Annotated in this window: 16 protein-coding genes and 1 rRNA gene; 1 reads left to right on the top strand and 16 read right to left on the bottom strand. The window is 41.6% G+C overall.

The annotated features are described in order from the left end of the window. The 15 genes from CLV38_RS02805 to CLV38_RS02735 all read right to left on the bottom strand — a co-directional run. Positions 1-73, bottom strand: a 16S ribosomal RNA gene (locus tag CLV38_RS02805); the annotation flags it as partial. A gap of 517 nt (positions 74-590) precedes the next feature. Beyond that, positions 591-1892, bottom strand: a complete 1302-nt coding sequence (locus CLV38_RS02800; RefSeq protein WP_106191211.1) for an AI-2E family transporter — start codon at positions 1890-1892, stop codon at positions 591-593. A 134-nt stretch (positions 1893-2026) separates the two neighbouring features. Continuing rightward, positions 2027-3532: a lysine--tRNA ligase gene (lysS, locus tag CLV38_RS02795; protein WP_106191208.1), complete on the bottom strand. Its 1506-nt coding sequence runs from the start codon at positions 3530-3532 to the stop codon at positions 2027-2029. Positions 3533-3672: 140 nt separating this feature from the next. Continuing rightward, complete coding sequence (gene hslO, locus CLV38_RS02790) at positions 3673-4554, bottom strand: Hsp33 family molecular chaperone HslO (protein WP_106191206.1); 882 nt, start codon at positions 4552-4554, stop codon at positions 3673-3675. Positions 4555-4653: 99 nt separating this feature from the next. Then, complete coding sequence (gene ftsH, locus CLV38_RS02785) at positions 4654-6786, bottom strand: ATP-dependent zinc metalloprotease FtsH (protein ID WP_106191204.1); 2133 nt, start codon at positions 6784-6786, stop codon at positions 4654-4656. 178 nt (positions 6787-6964) lie between these two features. Further along, entirely contained in the window at positions 6965-7501 is a 537-nt protein-coding gene (hpt, locus tag CLV38_RS02780) for a hypoxanthine phosphoribosyltransferase (RefSeq protein ID WP_106191202.1), read from the bottom strand. Between the two features lie 36 nt (positions 7502-7537). Then, complete coding sequence (tilS, locus tag CLV38_RS02775) at positions 7538-8947, bottom strand: tRNA lysidine(34) synthetase TilS (protein ID WP_106191200.1); 1410 nt, start codon at positions 8945-8947, stop codon at positions 7538-7540. Between the two features lie 92 nt (positions 8948-9039). Further along, entirely contained in the window at positions 9040-9480 is a 441-nt protein-coding gene (locus CLV38_RS02770; RefSeq protein WP_106191198.1) for a S1 domain-containing RNA-binding protein, read from the bottom strand. 111 nt (positions 9481-9591) lie between these two features. Beyond that, a complete protein-coding gene (locus tag CLV38_RS02765; RefSeq protein ID WP_106191196.1) occupies positions 9592-10032 on the bottom strand; it encodes an FtsB family cell division protein in 441 nt (146 codons plus the stop codon). A 183-nt stretch (positions 10033-10215) separates the two neighbouring features. Then, a complete protein-coding gene (locus CLV38_RS02760) occupies positions 10216-10479 on the bottom strand; it encodes an RNA-binding S4 domain-containing protein (RefSeq protein ID WP_106191194.1) in 264 nt (87 codons plus the stop codon). Next, complete coding sequence (locus CLV38_RS02755; RefSeq protein WP_106191192.1) at positions 10469-11518, bottom strand: MazG nucleotide pyrophosphohydrolase domain-containing protein; 1050 nt, start codon at positions 11516-11518, stop codon at positions 10469-10471. The genes CLV38_RS02760 and CLV38_RS02755 overlap by 11 nt, the downstream gene beginning before the upstream one ends. 26 nt (positions 11519-11544) lie before the next feature. Further along, positions 11545-15036: a transcription-repair coupling factor gene (gene mfd, locus CLV38_RS02750; RefSeq protein ID WP_425427762.1), complete on the bottom strand. Its 3492-nt coding sequence runs from the start codon at positions 15034-15036 to the stop codon at positions 11545-11547. 87 nt (positions 15037-15123) lie between these two features. Further along, positions 15124-15684 (bottom strand): aminoacyl-tRNA hydrolase, encoded by a 561-nt coding sequence (gene pth / locus CLV38_RS02745; protein WP_106191186.1) that lies wholly within the window; start codon positions 15682-15684, stop codon positions 15124-15126. A 116-nt stretch (positions 15685-15800) separates the two neighbouring features. Further along, complete coding sequence (locus CLV38_RS02740; RefSeq protein ID WP_146128982.1) at positions 15801-16211, bottom strand: zinc ribbon domain-containing protein; 411 nt, start codon at positions 16209-16211, stop codon at positions 15801-15803. Between the two features lie 116 nt (positions 16212-16327). Next, the gene (locus tag CLV38_RS02735) at positions 16328-16891 is read right to left on the bottom strand and encodes a hypothetical protein (protein ID WP_106191182.1); all 564 of its coding nucleotides are present in this window, start codon (positions 16889-16891) and stop codon (positions 16328-16330) included. Positions 16892-17312: 421 nt separating this feature from the next. On the opposite strand from CLV38_RS02735, the gene CLV38_RS02730 reads away from it, so the two are divergent. Then, positions 17313-17795 carry a glutathione peroxidase gene (locus tag CLV38_RS02730; RefSeq protein ID WP_106191238.1) on the top strand — a complete coding sequence of 161 codons (483 nt, stop codon included), beginning with the start codon at positions 17313-17315 and terminating at the stop codon, positions 17793-17795. 102 nt (positions 17796-17897) lie between these two features. On the opposite strand, the gene aspD is transcribed toward CLV38_RS02730, so the two are convergent. Continuing rightward, complete coding sequence (aspD, locus tag CLV38_RS02725) at positions 17898-19481, bottom strand: aspartate 4-decarboxylase (protein WP_106191179.1); 1584 nt, start codon at positions 19479-19481, stop codon at positions 17898-17900. Between the last annotated feature and the right edge of the window lie 146 nt (positions 19482-19627).

Below are 19627 nucleotides of genomic sequence, written 5' to 3'. Positions count from 1 at the left end.
TTCAGCGTTCGACTTGCATGTATTAGGCATACCGCCAGCGTTCGTCCTGAGCCAGGATCAAACTCTCATTTTAAGTTTGACTTGCTCATTGTATTGCTTGTGAGTTAACTAGGTTAACTCGTTTGTTGTCTCCGGCCCTAAACGGACCGAAGACCCTTGCACATTTGGTTGTTTCTACTTTGTTCAGTTTTCAAAGATCTATCTCGTTCGGTTGGTGTTGCTGAATGTGTTTTGCGTTATTAGCAACTTAACTATCTTACCATCAGTTCAGCTTTGAGTCAACATCTTTTTTAAATTAATTTCGCAATCAATTTAATTCTGTAAGCGTTCCCTTTGCCTCTATGACAACTACTTTAGTATATATCGTTGCCACCTGAAAGTCAATACTTATTTCAAATAATTTCTGTTTGTAAAACTTGTTACTGTTTTGCAGCAACGAGATTAATCTTAACAGGTATTCGCTCCTTCGTCAACAGTTTTTCGGTTATTTATGAAAATCATTTTAGGCATCTGCAGAAAAAAGAGGCTAACAGCCATTCCCCTCTCAGGAACGACCGATAACCTCTTCTTATATGCTTTAAAGATAGAATTTAATTGTCTTTACTATCATCACTTGATAGTTCATCATCTTCATTTTTTTTCTTTTCGATTTTTGCTTTTTCTTTTTTCTTCTTCAACTGAGCAATGTTAAGTGTTCTCTTCAATTGAGAATCTTCTCTTTTTTGCCCACTGATTGCAACTTCAATTGGCTTGACATCATATTCTCCATCAACATCACCATAGTACTTATTGTACCGTTTCTTGAATTGCTGGAAGAAGTGCACCACTATGACTTTTATAATCGCGTAGATTGGGACCCCGAAGATCAGACCAAACAATCCAATCAAATCTCCCATGACCAGCAATACAATAATGATAGTCAATGGATGAACGTTCAACTGTTTCCCCATTACGTTCGGCTCGATTAGATTTCCATCTATGAACTGGACGACCGCCCATACAATAAGTAACTGCAGGACCATCCACCATGAATCCATTAATGCAATAACGAGTGCAGGAATGAATGCTAACGTCGGTCCAATATATGGAATAATGGAAGTGAATCCGGCAATAATCGCCAATACACCGTTATATTCAAGACCAATGACAGTAAATCCAATAAACATCATAACACCGATTGAGGATGCAATAATCAGCTGCCCTTTCACGTAAGCCCCAACTTGAAGGTTAATTTCAGATGATACTCTTATCAGATCTTCTCTCCATTTAGGAGGGACTACTCCCAGTACTGCATTGAAAAAACGCTTCTCATCTTTTAAAAGGAAAAACAGTATGATAGGAAATGTAATGACTGTAACGACCACATTAGTTACTCCAGCCATCACCGTTGATAGTCCACTAAAACCGTCTGTCAGATACTGATCCAGATTGTCAGGGATTGATGCAATAAATGTTTCCCCTTCTTCAATAAACGATTCTATTTCTGCTCCAAAGGGTAATGTTTCTACCCATCCTGTGACGGTCCCTATGATTGAATCAATAAAGTCAGGAAAATTCTCAATAAAGCTGGCGATCTGATCACGCAGAAACGGGAAGATAGCTCCTACTGCAACAACTAACAGTCCAATGACCAGCAGAAATAATATACCTACTCCATATATTCGTTTGACTTTTCTTTTTTCCAGATAATTAACAAATGGGTTAAATAGGTAATACATTAATAGTGCTATAACAAATGGCATCAGTATATTGGATATAACAACTAATACAGGTGTAAATATATAACTGACCTGGTTAAAAAGGAAAAACGCAATCCCCAGTAAAATCACTGCAACTAGGGTAAAGAGTAAATCTGTTCCTCCCAGAAAATTCATCCATCTTGATTTTTTCATATTATCTCCTTCTTCCTCTCACTTTCAGTCATCTTACTACTATCATAGTATATAAATTTAGGAATAATTACGAGAATAAAGAATTAAAAAGCATGAAAGTCAGAATCATTCTCTCACCTTCATGCTTTTAACATTTACTGTTCCAGATTTTTCATAGTAGGGAATAATAGAATATCACGAATCGAATGGGCGTCAGTCAACAGCATGACCAGTCTGTCGATACCGATACCTAATCCCCCTGTTGGAGGCATGCCGTATTCCAAAGCTTCTATGAAGTCTTCATCAATGTCATGCGCTTCATCATTACCCTGCGCTTTTTCTTTAACCTGAGCTTCAAATCGTTCTCTCTGATCAATAGGATCATTTAATTCACTAAAGGCATTTGCGTATTCATGCTTGGCGATAAACAACTCAAAACGGTCAGTAAAGCGACCATCTTCTTGGTTCTTTTTAGCCAATGGAGATATCTCAAGTGGATGACCGTATACGAAAGTAGGCTGCACTAATGTGTGCTCGACAAATTTTTCGAAAAATTCATTCACAACGTGACCGAATGTAGCATAATCATCAATCTCAACATGATGCTTTTCGGCCAACTGACGAGCTTCTTCATCAGAATAATTCTTGAAGAAGTCGATTCCCGTCTGCTCTTTGATCAAGTCAACCATATGTCTGCGGTCCCACTTCTTACCAATGTGGATTGTTTCATCTCCATATGGAATATCTGTAGATCCCAGTACTTGTTCAGTCACTGAACGTACCAGATTTTCAGTCAGGTTCATGACATCCTCGATATCGTGAAATGCAGTGTAGAGTTCAAGCATCGTAAATTCAGGGTTATGAGTGGTATCGATCCCTTCATTACGGAAAACACGTCCAATTTCATACACTTTTTCCATCCCGCCGACGATCAGTCGTTTCAGGTGAAGCTCAATGGCGATACGCAGATATAACTGCATATCCAGAGCATTATGATGGGTCGTGAATGGTCGTGCTGCTGCTCCACCGGCAATATTATGCAGCAGAGGAGTCTCAACTTCCAGATAATCAAGCGAGTTCAAATGTGTTCTGATGGCTTGAATGATCTGACTGCGTTTGGTGAAACGGTCATAACTGTCTTCATTGGATATCAGATCTAAATAACGCTGGCGGTATTTCTGTTCAACGTTTGTCAGACCATGGTATTTGTCAGGAAGCGGGCGTAATGATTTAGTCAAATACGTCAATTCTGTAGCGCGTATGGTCACCTCACCCGTATTGGTTTTCATGACTGTTCCTTCGATCCCTAAAAAGTCGCCTATGTCAGCTGTTTTAAATGTCTCGTACTGGTCATCGCCCACTGCATCTTTTCGTACGTATATCTGGACTGATCCATTTTTGTCTTTAAGATGAGCAAACCCGGCTTTTCCTTTGCCGCGTTTAGTCATTAAGCGTCCACTTACTTTTACAGATGTTTTTGCCTCTGACAATTCTTCTTTAGACTGATCTGCGAAAGAGGTATTGACCTCATTTGAATAATGCGTACGTTCATAACGGCCACCAAACGGATCGATTCCGCGCGCTATTAGTTCAGCCATTTTTTCACGTCTGACGATTAGCTGATCTGTTTCTGTTTCCTGATTATGTGTTTCTTGAGACACTCCTGCCACTCCGTTCTGATTTCTATTTGTCTTATTTTCTCACTTCAAAGAATGACTCTGCATTCTTTCATTCTGAATAATATTACCATATCTTCCGGTTCTCTTAAAGAAGAATCAGAGACTGGTCCCCATTATCCTTGTTAACTTTTTGTTTCTTCGATCAGGTGTTCAAGTTCTTTTTCATCAAAATGATACGTTGAACGGCAAAAATGGCATACAGCATCTGCTCCATGATCTTCATCGATCATTTCCTGTATTTCCTGTTCACCAAGCGTCACAATAGCATCTTTAAACCGCTCCTTCGAGCAGTCACACTTGAAGACGACAGGCATTGTTTCAAGTATTCTGGCATTATTTCCTTTAACTAAGCGATCTAAGATCTTTTCAGGTGTCTCTCCCTGATCCATAAGATGAGAGACTAACGGCAGCTCAGCAATCGCATCTTCTACCGCTTTGATTGTTTCTTCTTCCGCATTTGGAAGGACCTGTATCATAAATCCACCGGCTGCTTGAACCGTATTATCAGGATTGACCAGGACAGACAGCCCTATCGCAGACGGTACTTGTTCTGAAGCCGCCATGTAATAAGTGAAGTCTTCTCCAAGCTCTCCACTGACTAGTGGCACCTGACCAACAAACGGTTTTTTCATTCCGAGGTCTTTACTAACAGTCAGCATACCTTCTGACCCAACAGCCCCTTTAACATCTATCTTGCCTTTTTCATTTAATGGAAGATCGACTTCCGGGTACTTAATGTACCCTTTGGTTTCTCCTTTTCCGTTGCTGTCCACCAAAAGATACCCGACGGGGCCATTACCTTCGATACGGACCGTCAGCTTTTCCTCGCCTTTTAAGGTAGCGCCCAAAAGTGTTGTCCCCACCATTGCTCTACCTAATGCAGCAGTTGCTGCACACCACGAGTCATGTTTCTGTTGTGCTTCTTTTACCATATCTGTTGCATCGATCACATAAACTCTAATTTGATCATCGTATCCTAAAGCTTTTATTAATTTATCCGACACGCTATTCACTACCTTTATATCAGTTTAAGTTCCCTTGTCTTCTCTATTTTACATGGAAAGAAGAGGAGGGCTAGTAATACCCCTCCTCTTCTATGCCTATTACTCTTCAGGTTTCTTATCAGTATCAGTTTCTTCACTTTCGTCTGACTCTGACTGCTGTTCTTCAAAACGTTTTTCACGTTCTCTTTCTTTCTTCTCTCTTGCTTCTCTGATTTCTTCAAAAGATGTTCCTACGGGTTCTTCTTCAGGATCACGATCCGCTTCTTCAGGAATAATCTCTTCATCATTTTCACGAGGAAACTCAGACGATTTCTCTGCTTCTTTAGAAGGCATCTCCCCTTGTTCAAACAATGATTTGATTTGTTGCTCATCAAGAGTTTCAACTTCAAGCAGTTTCTGTGCAATCAGTTCATGCGCATCTTTATGTTCTTCAATAATGCGTTTAGCTTCTGCATGTCCTTCATTCAGAATGCGGAGAACTTCCTGGTCAATCTGGTAAGCGAATTGCTCAGAGTATGCTTTGGATTGAGAATAATCTCTTCCTAGGAATACCTGTCCGCCACCTTCATATTGAACCGGTCCAAGCAAATCACTCATACCGTATTCAGTTACCATGCTGCGGGCAATTTGTGTTGCCTGCTGGAAGTCATTCGATGCTCCACTGGATTGTGAATTGTAGATGATTTCTTCAGCCACACGTCCACCCAGTAAGCCAACAATCTGTTCGAATAATTCTTTCTTAGTCATCAGGAATCGATCTTCTTTAGGCAGCATGATGGCATAACCACCCGCACGACCTCGAGGAACGATTGTTACTTTGTGAACGATTCGAGCATCACTCAACACTAAACCAACTATCGTATGTCCAGCTTCATGATACGCAACCATTCCACGTTCTGTTTCCGATATGACGCGGTCCTTCTTAGCCGGTCCTGCAATCACTCGGTCATGTGCTTCATCCAGATCCATTGCTTCGATTGCTTTACTGTCGCGTCTGGCAGCAACTAATGCAGCTTCGTTCAGTAAGTTTTCAAGATCCGCACCAGCGAAACCAGGTGTTTGTCTTGCAATGACTTTCAAGTCTACATCTGGAGACAGCGGTTTGTTCTTGGAGTGAACTTTAAGAATGGCTTCACGCCCTTTGACATCCGGACGACCAACCATAATACGTCTGTCAAAACGGCCTGGTCTCAGCAGCGCTGGATCCAGAACATCCTGTCTGTTTGTTGCAGCAATGACGATAACTCCTTCATTACCAGTAAATCCATCCATCTCAACTAGCAGCTGATTCAGGGTTTGTTCACGTTCATCGTGTCCTCCACCCATTCCTGCGCCACGCTGACGGCCGACCGCATCGATCTCATCTATAAAGATGATAGCCGGTGCTGTTTTCTTGGCATTCTCAAACAAGTCACGAACACGACTTGCTCCGACCCCAACGAACATTTCTACGAATTCAGAACCTGAAATCGAGAAGAAAGGGACGCCGGCTTCCCCAGCTACTGCTTTAGCAAGCAAGGTTTTCCCTGTTCCCGGAGGTCCTTCAAGTAAGACACCAGCAGGGATACGTGCTCCCAGATTCGCAAAACGTCTTGGATCTTTCAGGAACTCAACGACTTCCACGAGTTCTTCTTTTTCTTCATCGGCTCCGGCAACATCAGAGAAACGGACTTTACTTGTTTTAGCATCACTTTCTTTAGCTTTAGACTTGCCAAAGTTCATAACACCACGTCCGCCTCCTGCTCCGCCACCTTGACCTGCTTGACCCATCATAAAGTAGATGAACCCTACAAATAACAATAACGGCAGGAAAGAGAAGAGTAAACTTGTCCAGATACCTGTTGTCGGTTCTTCAACTGATACAATATTGACATCATTGCCTCGAGCTAAAGAAAACATTTCTTCTACAATATTATCATTTCTTAAAATATAAGTAGTAAAAAGTTCAGCTTCTGTCTGGTCCAGTCCGCCAAATAAATTGACCGTCTGATCCTGCTCAATTTCTACTGCTTGTCCTTCTCGAAAGCTACCTCTTATTTCATATACACCAGCTGTTGGCTGGATCTGAAATTCTTCTACACGATCGTCTTCTAGAAACTCGATAAACTCCGTTGAACTTACGCCTTCAGAAGCTTGATCCTGACCGCCACCAGTCGCCCAACTTGCAATACCAATAACTGCAAGAAACACGATGACGTAGAAGAATCCACTCTTAAAAAATCCCTTCTTCATGTCATCCTCCATCTATCAATTAATTTTTATTTCACCATTTTAAGGGTACTTACTTAAAATAATATACCACATCATGTTACCATACTTGACTATCTTTGACTATGAATTTTGTTTGATGATTCAGTATTTAAAGATTAATCTCATCTAACATCCATACATCATTCACATAGTCGCTTGATTATTGATAGACTTCAGGTTTTAAAACGCCAATGAACGGCAGATTACGGTAATTTTCAGCATAATCCAGTCCATATCCGACGACAAATTTATGCGGTACAGTAAACCCTACCCAATCTGCGCTGATATCGATTTTTCGTCCTGATGGCTTATCCAGGATAGTAACGATTTTGACTGATGCTGCTTTTCTATATTTAAATAGGTCTTTCAGGTAAGCAAGCGTTCCGCCCGTATCAATGATGTCTTCCACAAAGAGGACGTGTCTGCCTTCTACATTTGTATCCAGGTCTTTAAGGATTTTAACTTCTCCGGAAGATACGGTGTCATTCCCATAACTGGAGACATCCATAAAGTCGATTTCAAGATAGATCTCCATCTTTTTAATTAAATCAGCCATGAACGGCAGCCCACCTTTTAATACGCCCACTAATAACGGGTTTTTCCCTTCATATTCTTCGTCCAGCACTTTAGCCAGTTCCACTACTTTTTTTTGAATATCTTCTTCTGAAATCAATATACTTTCAATGTCATTTTTCATTAATATCGTCTCCTTCGACTTTCATAGTGATTATGTTTATCGATCACTGGTGTCTGAATAAATTAGTACGTAGCTTATTGTATCAGTTATAGGGTCAAGTGACAATGCGGATTCCTTGTAGTCGACGACCCACAAAATTTCCTGATGAGCATCTGTGATAATCCATGCGTTTTTCCGGTCCTGGGCTGGAATTTTCTGATCAATGAAAATGTCCTTTACTTTTTTCGACCCGTGCATACCCTTAACCCTGATTTTGTCCCCGTCCTGTCGATGTCTGATCGTCAATGGGATCTGTGAGGGCTCTAGATTAAGGTATAGCGGGTGCTCATCTCCTTCTGGTGTTCTGGTGCAGTAATCTGAGTACGGCAGGAGCCCGACTACTTTATTACCTGACAACGGAATCCATTCACCAGGTTCCAATGACTTAGTCTGTGTAGATGGTTCTGACTGACCACTTCCGACTGGTTTCTTCTCAATCGTACATTGATTATAGATTCTTGTTGCAGTCAACTTGTTCGGCAGATCGATGGACGTATTAGGCCCTGCTGTTTCAAGCCAGTTTCTAAAAAGGGTCAGATGTTTTTGAGTTAATACAAAACCAGCTTCATTTTTCCATTCAGCTACGGCGCTCGCCAGTACCTTCTCCTGCATAAAATCATCCAGGATTAAATACGGTTCTCTATCAATTACAAGCTGATGGTCATTCACCTCTACAATCTGTTTCCGCTTTTCTTCAATTAGTGGTGTGATGAGGCTCATTACACTATGGATCTCTTGAGAGAATCGAATGATGTGATCTTCTACGGAGGGATTCTCTGTTTTTAATAAAGGAATAATCGTCTGTCTAAACCGGTTGCGTGTATAATAAGAGGCCTTGTTCGTCTCATCTTCACGCCATTTCAGCTGATGCTTTTCGGCATAGCCGATCAGCTCAGACTTACTATAAGGGAGCAGCGGTCTGATGATAGTCAGATTTTCATCTTTTCGAACAGGTACTATACCCGTCAATGCGTTGAGAGAGTTCCCTCTGACCAGTCGCATTAAGACTGTTTCTACCTGATCATCTTTATGATGAGCAGTCAGGAGAACCTCACTGCCAATACGCTCGGCCAGGCTTTTAAAATAGGCATAGCGAACGGTTCTTCCGGCCTGCTCTAACCCGGAACCTGGATGCTCTTCTTTCGACCACTTGTATATCTCGACATCCGCTTCATATTCTAATGCCAGCGACCTGACAAACAGTGCATCATCACCTGACACCTCTCTCAACTGATGATCCACATGTGCGACAGTTATATTAGGTTTGGTGTCTGCGGGAAGGCGACTGACCAGATCCAGTAAAACGACAGAATCCACTCCACCAGATACAGCAATAATCACCTTGTCATTTTTTCCCCAGTAAGCTCCGCGTTTTACTTTTAAAGCAAAATCTCGATACAGATCCATCCGTTCACCTCTTTTCAAGCTGCTGAATTCCAATTAAAAAAGGTTCAGGGAACCCCCCAAACCCTTTTATTTATTCATTTTAAATGGAGTGATTAATTTTTTCGTCCACCGCGTCCGCCGCGTTTATTTTCAGTGTTTCGTTTAATAGATGTCAGACGGTCTTCACTGTCTTTTAGGAAAGAACTCATGAGAGAGTCAAAATCATCTTTTTTAGGAGCTGGGGCACTTCTTTTGCTTGAAGAAGAACTTGCACGCCCACGACTTGGAGCTTTTGGTCTTGGAGTTGCTTCGACAGGTTTGTCTTGAGCTTTACGGATAGATAATCCGATTTTTCCGTCATCTGCTATAGATAGTACTTTTACAGTGACAGTTTGACCTACTTCTAATTCTTCGTTAATGTTTTCTACATAACTATCTGATACTTCACTAATGTGAACTAATCCAGTTTTGTTATTGCCTAAATCAATAAACGCACCAAAATTAGCAATACCCGTAACTTTACCTTCTACTTTGTTTCCAACTTCAATTGACATATTTTCTATGTTGCCTCCTAAGTAATTTGAGTTCATTATACCATGTTCCCATTTTATAATAAAGGTTTATAGGGAAGGTTTTGTACCAAATCCACTTTAATGTTCGTGTTTTCAGTCCTGATCTCCCAGTTCTTCCGCATCGCGTTCTGGCGCAGTTTCTGTGGCTTCGATATGGTCTGGGTTCCGGTCATCCGGGAAACTGAAGACGATTTCATTGTCTTTAGTCAGATAATATTCACTTCTAGCCAGTTTCGCTACGTATTCTTCGTCTTCCAGAAGACCGATATAGTACTCCAGCTCTTCCTGATGCAGGCCTAGTGATTCGAGCTCCTGCTCTGCCACCACTCTCTGCTCTTCGAGCTCATTTAATTTAAAGTAATTAGTGACCAGTGCACTGCTCGCCAGCAGGATAAGCAATGTTCCCGCTGCAATAATCAGCTGCATTCGTCTTTTAAGTTGTTTTTTGCGTTTATGCGCGCGTATGCTTTCGAGTGTTTTTGTTTCATTGTAAGGATTATCGATGCGAGCAATACGTGGTTTTTTATTATCCATTATTGCTGCCCCCCTTTTTTTCCGATTTAAGTGTTTAAAGTATATCAATAAATGGGTCACTTTGAAAGAACTAGCAGATTTGATTTTTTGAATTATTTTAACTGTACTAAATAAGACACAATCGGTCGGCTGACTGACTCTACTGTTCAGCCAGGCAAGCGACTGTGTCCGGTTGTCAGTGCGTCAGCGTGATTCCTGATACGTTTCTTCAATTATAGAATATAGATTTTTTGCTTCATCTTTTTTGGTCGTATCTTTTATGTCTTCCACTTTTACTTTAAGTGTCTTGTTTCCAAAGTGTATAGTCAGTTCATCTTCTACGGCAACTGTACTCGAGGACTTAGCCTTTTTCCCATTAATCAGTATTCGGTCTTTGTCCGCAATTTCTTTTGCTACAGAACGTCTTTTAATAATTCGGGACACTTTTAAAAATTTGTCAAGTCTCATCTTTCATCCTCTTTTCTTCTCGTTTGATTTTCTGCCATATTGCATCTACTTCTTCTGGTGTATTAGCTTCCACCCCGTCAAACACATGCGGGTGACGTCTTCTTATTTTTCGGTTTACAGTAGTCAGTACGTCTTCAAAGCTGAATAGTCCTTCTTTTTCAGCGGCACTAGTCTGGTAGAGGATTTGAACCAGTACATCCCCCAATTCTTCCTTCCAGTTGGCTGTATCCTCTTTTTCGATCGCTTCGATCAGTTCACCTGTTTCTTCTTTTAAGTACCGTATCAGAGAACGTGGTGTCTGTTCATTGATCCAGACATCTCCTTCAGGTGCAGTCACCTGATCGATGTAATGCTGAAGAGTGGAAAGTGACGTCACCTGCTCATCTAAACTTAAAGGCGGACAGAACAGCGATGTTGAAGCAATTTCCCCATCTTCACTTGCTTGGTCCAGTTCATTGAGTGGTATATAGCTGACCTTTTCATCCTGATTTCCTGGCGAATTAATTACAGTGATTGTATGATCAGCTGGGTATTTAGTCATTAGTACTGACTTTACTTCTGTCATGGCCACAGCGCCGTTGAGCTGTGTAACGAAAACTGGCTGACCTGTCTGGATACTATCCTGCTGTAAACTCCCAGCATTGATTAGCTGTATCCCTTCCAGTGGATCGACATTGACAGCACTGACTAGCGCCTCCAGAAAGCTTTTACCTTGAATGACCTCGACATGACCATAACATGTCTTCAACTCCACCAATAAATCATCTTCAGTAGAAATGAATCCGGGTACTGCATAGGTAACGGGACCCTGGTTCACTTTTTCAATCAGGACTGCTGCCAGTTTAGAGACATCTGCAGGCAACTCACTGAAATCGTTCAAGACGTCAAATGACCTGCCTTCAGCTAAAAGGCTTTCCAGAACTGGATGGTCTGTTGTATTCACAATAAGGTATTCAGCCTTTTTCAGTAACATATACTGATTTAACGGCAGGTCGTTCTTATCCTTATGACCTAAACCGATCAATGTGATCTTATGCATCACAGCCTCCTTACTCTACTCGTTATTTATTCAAGTGATTCGCTCTTTAAGTCTTGTTCATTTTTCGCCTTTTCATTCAGATACTCTGATGTGTTTTTTGCAAATAACACTAATGCATCCAACCATTCATTGACTGTGGTGCGCTTAGTCAATTTGAACTCAATGGTCAGATTATCCTCTGCCTGCATATCTGTTTTGAGCTGGATGTCTTTAAGTGCTTTGAAGACTTCAGGGAGCGGCAGACGATTTGTTCCGGCTTTCGAGAAGACCACAGACAACTTAGTCCCATCCCGTCTGATCAGTTCGATCAGTGCTTGCTCACTATACATTTTGAGTAGTCCAACTGACAGCAGATCGGCCACTTCCTGTGGGTATTCGCCGAATCTGTCAATCAGTTCGTCCTGCAGTTCGACGTAATCCTCGTCAGAACCGAATTGGCGGATGCGTTTATACAGTTCGATTTTCTGGCGTTCATCCTGAATATACGTTCCTGGAAGGTATGCATCCACTGACAGATCCATTTCAACAACTGTTTTATGAGTGGATTTGTCCCCTCGTTTTCTGGCCACAGCTTCTTCCAGCATTTGAGAGTACAGATCGAATCCAACACTGTCAATGAATCCATGCTGCTGCTGACCTAGAAGATTACCTGCGCCTCTGATTGCCAAGTCACGCATCGCTATCTTAAAACCGGATCCCAGTTCAGTGAAATCTTTTATAGCCTGAAGCCGTTTTTCACTGACCTCTGTCAGGACTTTGTTAGGCTGATGCATGAAATAGGAGTACGCGATCCGGCTGCTTCGCCCAACTCGTCCTCTCAGCTGATAGAGCTGGGACAATCCCATACGGTCCGCATCTTCAACGATCAGCGTATTAACGTTGGGAATGTCTACCCCTGTTTCAATGATAGTCGTGGTTACCAGCATGTCGTACTCGCCTTGTATAAACTGGTAAAGGACATTCTCAAGCTGGACTTCACTCATCTGACCGTGTGCATGAGCGATCCTGGCATCGGGCACCAGCTGCCTCAGTTCATCTGCTCGCTGTTCGATTGTACTCACCCGGTTGTGCAGATAAAAGACCTGACCGCCCCTTGCCATTTCTCTTTGTATCGATTCCATAACCACGGCTGCATTCATCTCCATAACATAGGTCTGAACAGGATAGCGGTTAGCCGGTGGCGTTTCAATAACAGATAAATCTCTCACTCCAAGCATCGACATATGAAGCGTTCGCGGAATAGGTGTAGCTGTCAACGTCAAGACATCTACTTCATTTTTCAACTGTTTCAGTCGTTCCTTGTGTTTAACGCCGAATCGCTGTTCTTCATCAACGATCAGTAGACCCAGATCCTGAAAAACAATGTCTTTGGACAATATACGGTGTGTGCCTACGACAACGTCGACATGCCCTTTTTTTAGACCGTCAACTGTTTCTTTCAGCTGCTTGCCTGTTCTGAAACGACTTAACAGACCGATCTCAACGGGAAAATCGACAAACCGCTCAAGCATCGTTTCATAGTGCTGTTGCGCCAGAACTGTAGTCGGTACAAGGAATGCTACCTGCTTGCCGTCCTGAATTGCCTTAAAGACTGCCCGCATGGCTACTTCCGTTTTACCATACCCTACATCCCCGACAATCAGACGGTCCATTGGTTTATCTTTTTCCATGTCCCGTTTAACTTCTTTGATCGATCTCAACTGGTCTTCTGTTTCAGTATACGGAAAAGCATTATCAAACTCATTCTGATAAGCATTGTCTCTGGAGAATGCATAGCCCGTTTTACGTTCACGTTCAGCATATAATTCCACCAGTTCGTCTGCAATATCTTCAACCTGAGACGCCACTTTATTCTTAGTTTTAGACCAGGCAGTGCCCCCTAACTTGTTCAGTTTAGGTGCTTTGCCTTCTGAAGACACATATTTCTGAAGCAGATTCAATTGGGTTACTGGAATAAAGAGTTTAGAGGAATCTTTATAGATGACACTCAAGTAGTCTTGGTGGATGCCCCCGATTTCCATCGTCTCCATACCGGTAAACTGTCCGATTCCGTGATTGACGTGAACCACAAAATCACCTTTATTCAGTTCAGAATAACTTTTCAGTCGTTCGGCATTTGATAAATTCTGTCTTCTCGGTTTCTTTTTAGGTAATCGATTGAACAGCTCTTTTTCAGTCAGGACAGCCATTTTTTCTTGAGGCAGTTCAAATCCTGTTTGAACACTACCGCTGATGACCTGAATAATCCCCGGTCTGATTTCATTTTCATCTGCCAATGTGCTTGGAATCTCAAAGTTAAGCAAAGTCTGATGGACCTTTTCCGCCCGTTCATCGCTTTCAGTCATCACGATAACAGTGTATTCCTGTTTCTCCCAGCGGTCCATTTCGGTTTTCACCAGATTCATCTGCCCGAAAAACTTCTGCATCGTCCGGTACTGGAACGGGTGGATACTGTCCAGACGCAGTCCCTTCATTCCTTTCTGAAAAAGAGAAAAATAAAGCTGGCTTAAACTAGCAGTCTTGATGGTTTCCCTAAAGTTAGAGGAGAACTGCTGATTGATCAGGACATTCCCCTGAGATAACTGAGAGGTGATCCATTCCCCTTCTTCTTCTTCCAGCCTAGCTTCATTTTCAAGTATGCGCGGGTATTCGTCCATAACCAGCTGAGCATCGTCTGAAACATAGTCAAGCAGGGTGGTTTTTTCAGAATAAAGAAAATCGGCATACCGCACGAGTTCTTCTATATAGTACTCTTCCTGTACAGCATCGATAATAGGAGAGATCGTTTTTTCTAGAAGCAGTTTTTGTTCAGCATCTTTCGTCTTTTTAAGTGAGACGGCTAATGCCTTCTCAAAACGGTTAATGATGTGTTCCTTGTCTTCAACACAAAGTAACGTATCTGTGGCAGGTATGAGCTGGACTGATTCGACATTTTTCTGAGAACGCTGTGTGTCCGCATCAAAATACCTCAAAGAATCCACCTCCACATCGAACAGTTCGATCCTGACAGGGTGATCCTCGGTGATAGGATACACATCCACAATTCCACCACGCATACTAAATTCACCGGGAGCAGATACTTTCTGCTCACGTCTGTAGCCCATTTCAGTAAGCTTGCGCTGAAGCTGACCCAGTTCCACTTCGTCTCCAAGGGAAAAGGACAGTTCGGCATTTTTGAATACATCAGGTGCTGGCAGAAGTTTTCTGGCTCCAGCCAGCGACGTAACGACGATTCCTGGTTTCTTTTTCAGAAGAAAGTCCAGAGATTTCACTCTCTCAGCTCGTGATTCTGGTGAGGACACCGACAATTCTGCATGAATCATATCGTCCACAGCAAACAGAAAAAGCTGGTCATCAGGTATGAGACCAGTCAGATCAGTTATCAGTTGGTTCGCATGGTATACATTTTGAGTGACTACGATGATCTGCTGCCCTTTCTCTTCAAACAACGATTTGAGCAGAAGGGTTCGTGCAGATCCGGAAAGCCCGGTTATCAGTTGTTTCTTGTTTTGTCCCATCTGATTAAACAGCTCTTTGACAGCTGGTTTTTCACTAATTAGTGTGTGTAAATCCGCCACAGTCTTTTCTCCTTTTTAATCCAGTCATTAATTAAAATTCGTCATGGTATCTGCAAAGGTATGTCCTTCTACCCAATATAATGCAGCATCAGATGCCTTTTTCACTGAAAACAGGACGTCTTCGTGTACTGATTTGTGAAAAGGGCTGAGCACGTGAGATACCACTGACTGATTTTCGTAAGGTCTTCCAACCCCCACTCTCAGCCGATTGAACTGTTTAGTTCCCAAATGATCAATAAGACTTTTTATCCCATTGTGTCCTCCGGCTCCGCCTTTTTGTCTCAAACGGACCTTTCCTACTGGAAGGTCCATATCATCATAAACGACGACGATGTCTTCTTCTGTGCAGTTATAATAGTCCAGCCACTGTCTAACAGAACGGCCTGAATCATTCATGTAAGTCTGAGGTTTAATCAAGACGACCTTCTCTGTCCCGACAGTTCCTTCAGCATAGACAGATTCAAAATTTGAGCGGTTAAAAGCCCAGCCTTTCTGATAGGCTATTTCATCCAGTGTGATAAATCCGATATTATGTTTCGTCTGGGCATATTTAGAACCCGGGTTACCTAATCCAATAATTAATTTCATAGAGAGACTCCTTAACTGTTTTCTACATACAAAAAAGCTGAACGATAGTGTCGTCCAGTTTTTTGATTTATTACATTATAACACATCTGACTCTTTTTATGGATCCGGCAAACCTGTTAAGTCTTTTTAATGAAGGTCTCTTTGCAAGAAGGGCATGTCACGCGAATTTTCTTTTTGCCCCTTGGTACGCGCACTTTCTGCTTGCAGTTTGGGCATTTTGTGATTTTGAATGCTTTCCTCTGGACCCATCTGTTGCGCCATCTCCTATGCGTGAGTTGCACTTTCTGTTTTAAAGCAAGGTACTTCTGAAGTTCCCTGTAACGATTCGTTTTATCTTTTGATAAAATACGCAGTACGCCATAGGCTATCAGAGCAGTGCCAAGGGCCGAAACCCATATACCGCCTGCAAAATTGGCCACAATCCCTAGGACCAGTCCGCTGATGATCAGCAGTTTGGAAAATTCATCATATCCGTATCTGCCTTTCATATAAAATAAAAGTTTTTGTATCCATTGCATTCTAGTCATTCCTTTACCTGTTTCTTTACAGTATACCTGATTTATTTAAAGAATACATGAAGTTTTAAGGACATAAAAAAACCAGAGGCTCCCCTCGCTCAAGAGAATCCTCTGGTTAAATTTATTTATTCAGCTGGTGCTAAGATAATAACATTTTCCCATCGAACTAATTCTTCAGGGTCAGCTTCATCTCCAACTTCCCACAAATCTTCATCAGATACGCCGACTTGATAATCCTGGTCGCCGTCTGTTGCTTCAGCAGTGAAAGTAAATGCGCCTTCTTCTACTTCAGGTTTTTCTACAACTTCGCCATCTTGAAGAACGAATGCGTAAACATCAACGTCTTCTCCTGCAGCAGCAGAACCGTTAACAGTTGCTGCTCCATCTTCAGGTGTGAAAACATATCCGTCTTGGGACCATGTTCCACCAGTGACTTCAAGTTCGATCGATGATGTATACCCTAAGTCACTACCGATTCCATCGATAATGTCATGAGCACTTTCGCCATCTTCGTCAGTGTCACCTTCAGCAGCATCGTCTTCAGTAGAATCATCTTCTACTTCGTCCGCTCCTTCAGTTCCTTCTTCGATGTCTGGATCCGGTGAAGGTTCCTCATCTGTATCTGCGTCACAAGCAGCTAGTGCAAGTGTTGATACTGCTAATAAACCAATTAATTTTTTTAATTCCATTTGTGCATTCCCTCCTAATTTCTGTGTCTCTTATTATAAGAGACAAGTGGGATAGAACTATCTAAATATTTCGCTCGTGGTTATCATACCATAATAAAAATTTGATAACAATTTTTTTACATATTTTTGTCATAATTTTTTTATTGATTAATATTTAAACTTATAGAGTAGTTGTTTCTGAATTTTTCTTTCCTATTATTGAGAAACTGTTTATATTTCAGTAACACCTTCCACCACTAAATTGCGATGTGTTCTATATCATTAATCTGTATTATCCAGACTAGTCTGCTCGTTCAGTAAAACTAAATCCTTCCAAGACCGGTTAATAATCGGTATACTAATGACAAAGATTCTCCAATAGCAGTTTGAATACGATTTGTTGATCTACTGTAACATTAAAACCAGAAGGGACCGATTCATGATGACAACAGTTTATGATTTTAAAGTTAAGACACCCTCAGAGGAAACCTTCGATTTAAAAGAATTCGAAGGTCACGTTTTACTGATTGTCAATACTGCAAGCCATTGCGGGTTTGCTACGCAATTTGAAGATTTACAGGCTTTGCACGATAAATACAAAGATGCGTCTTTCAAAGTGCTGGGTTTCCCGTGCGGTCAATTTAAAAATCAGGAATTTGATGATATTGACCAGACTGTAGAGTTCTGCAGGGTAAACTACAATGTCTCCTTTCCAATGTTTGCCAAAATAGACGTCAATGGTGAGACGGCTCACCCCCTTTATAAACATCTGAAAGCCCAGTCAAATGGTATATTGTCAAATAATATTAAATGGAATTTTTCAAAATTTCTGGTCGACAGTCATGGACAGGTGGTAAACCGTTATGCTCCGACTACAAAACCGCTGGATATAGAAGATGATATCAAAAAGCTGTTAAAATCTTAAGTCATAATAATCAAGGCTAGTTAAAAAGCAGGAAAGCCTCACTCTAATCAGTGATAAACTTTCCTGCTTTTTGTATTCTTCAGTTATTTTTCAGCTGGTTCATTAGATGGAAACCGTCCATGTATCATGCATTCTATCCATCATTGCGCTGAGTCGTAATCCTACTTCTTTGTATGCTACCGTATCCAGATTAGCCAGAGACACGCGTACTGTCCATTTACTTGAACCGAAAGCCTCTGATTTCAGGAGCATCAGGTGTTCTTCCTGAGCCAGTTTCGCTACGATATCGGTCATCGTCCAGTTTTCTTCGATATAATTCTTGAACTCTGCTCCGTATCGCTTGTTCAACCACCAGTCAAAGTCGATTTCACAGTAATACGCTGTATTGAATTCTTCTATTGGCATCATCAATCCAAGTGAGTCATACAGTAGCTGTCCTCTTTTCTGACAGATTTGAATGACTTCCTGTTTGTACTTGTTTTCTTTATCCATCAAAACATACAAACTGAATAGTGTCATCATGACCTGTTGAGGAGATGACAATCCGGCAGCATGGTTCAGGGCTACTGAACGGCTGTCTGCTACCATTCTGTTGATAAAGGAGATATTTCTCGGCTCAGATGTCAGCGTGCCGTAGCGTTCGTCCAATATTTCTTTTGTCTCTTCAGGCAATTCGTTCAGCCGTCTGTCAAAGACATTATCTCTCGCCACTGCAATTGTTCCGATTCTCCAGCCAGTCGCTCCAAAGTATTTAGAATAGGAGTAGATGCAGGCTGTATTATAGGGCAGTGCCGTGAACAGAGAAGTGAATTTATCGAGGAAGGTCCCGTAGACGTCATCTGATAAAATCATCAAGTCAGGGTTGTCTGTGGCCACAATATCTTTTAACTGTTCGATCGAATCACCATAGATAGAATTTGCTGTGGGATTGCTCGGGTTCACTACAAAAACTGCCTTGATTTCTTTGTTTCTTAACCGATCCAGTTCTTTCTCAGGAAACTGATTGCTGCTTCGGCCGTCAATGTTCATAACTTCTGAACTGATATATTCCACGTCAAATCCGTATTCAGGTAATTCAGGAATTTCCATGTAGGGAGCAAATGTCGGAATCATCAACGCGATTTTGTCTCCGGGTTCCAGCAGATGATTATTCACCAGCGATTTAAAAGTATAGACAATGCCTGCTGTTCCGCCTTCTACTGCAAAGATATCGAAGGGAACAGTGTCAGCTGAAAACAATTCATGATGAAGGTATTGTTTGATTGGCTGTTCGCACGCCTCTAACACACGCTCCGGATAAGGGTAATTATCCCCAATGCTGTAATCCAGCATTTTAGTCAGCCATTTCTCTCTAGGCATCCCTAACAGATGGCCTCCATTTGTCCATATGTCTTTCAGCAGTGCTGCTCCATCAGACTCTCTGCTGTTTAAAAATGATTCAAATCGTTCTGTTTGTCCACTTTTATCTTTGATCATCGTTCCTAGAGAATCTTTTTCTTTGATAACTGTTTCCTTTGTAGCAAATTCTCCAAGCAGGAAATAGGCTTCACGTGGAATCGGGGCGGTCCAGTTCGGATTCCCTCTTCCGGCATTCAGCCACTCTTTTGTATCTTTCTGCAATTCGATACGGTTTTCAAGGTATAACGATAATTCAAATGGACTCAAACTTTCTAAATCTTGTTTCAAAATTCCACTCCTAGTTTTTTTCCTTTTTTGATTAATCAATTTAACTCTCGTGCTTAACCGTTAGTGAGTATAACAAACAATTGCGTCATGCCGGAGTTTAATGCATGAGTTTTAATACTCTTTAATCTAATTCTAATCTTAAATCT

The sequence above is a fragment of the Alkalibacterium olivapovliticus genome (assembly GCF_003003275.1).
GTDB classification, from domain to species: Bacteria; Bacillota; Bacilli; order Lactobacillales; family Carnobacteriaceae_A; genus Alkalibacterium; species Alkalibacterium olivapovliticum.
The sequence above is the reverse complement of the archived record's forward strand: the minus strand, read 5'-3'. Positions and strand labels throughout refer to the sequence as shown.

Coding starts and splice junctions, on each gene's coding strand:
- CLV38_RS02800 (WP_106191211.1), bottom strand. CDS start 1,892: ATGAAAAAATCAAGATGGATGAATTTTCTGGGAGGAACAGATTTACTC.
- ftsH (WP_106191204.1), bottom strand. CDS start 6,786: ATGAAGAAGGGATTTTTTAAGAGTGGATTCTTCTACGTCATCGTGTTT.
- hpt (WP_106191202.1), bottom strand. CDS start 7,501: ATGAAAAATGACATTGAAAGTATATTGATTTCAGAAGAAGATATTCAA.
- tilS (WP_106191200.1), bottom strand. CDS start 8,947: ATGGATCTGTATCGAGATTTTGCTTTAAAAGTAAAACGCGGAGCTTAC.
- CLV38_RS02770 (WP_106191198.1), bottom strand. CDS start 9,480: ATGTCAATTGAAGTTGGAAACAAAGTAGAAGGTAAAGTTACGGGTATT.
- CLV38_RS02765 (WP_106191196.1), bottom strand. CDS start 10,032: ATGGATAATAAAAAACCACGTATTGCTCGCATCGATAATCCTTACAAT.
- CLV38_RS02760 (WP_106191194.1), bottom strand. CDS start 10,479: ATGAGACTTGACAAATTTTTAAAAGTGTCCCGAATTATTAAAAGACGT.
- CLV38_RS02755 (WP_106191192.1), bottom strand. CDS start 11,518: ATGCATAAGATCACATTGATCGGTTTAGGTCATAAGGATAAGAACGAC.
- mfd (WP_425427762.1), bottom strand. CDS start 15,036: ATGGGACAAAACAAGAAACAACTGATAACCGGGCTTTCCGGATCTGCA.
- pth (WP_106191186.1), bottom strand. CDS start 15,684: ATGAAATTAATTATTGGATTAGGTAACCCGGGTTCTAAATATGCCCAG.
- CLV38_RS02740 (WP_146128982.1), bottom strand. CDS start 16,211: ATGACTAGAATGCAATGGATACAAAAACTTTTATTTTATATGAAAGGC.
- CLV38_RS02735 (WP_106191182.1), bottom strand. CDS start 16,891: ATGGAATTAAAAAAATTAATTGGTTTATTAGCAGTATCAACACTTGCA.
- CLV38_RS02730 (WP_106191238.1), top strand. CDS start 17,313: ATGACAACAGTTTATGATTTTAAAGTTAAGACACCCTCAGAGGAAACC.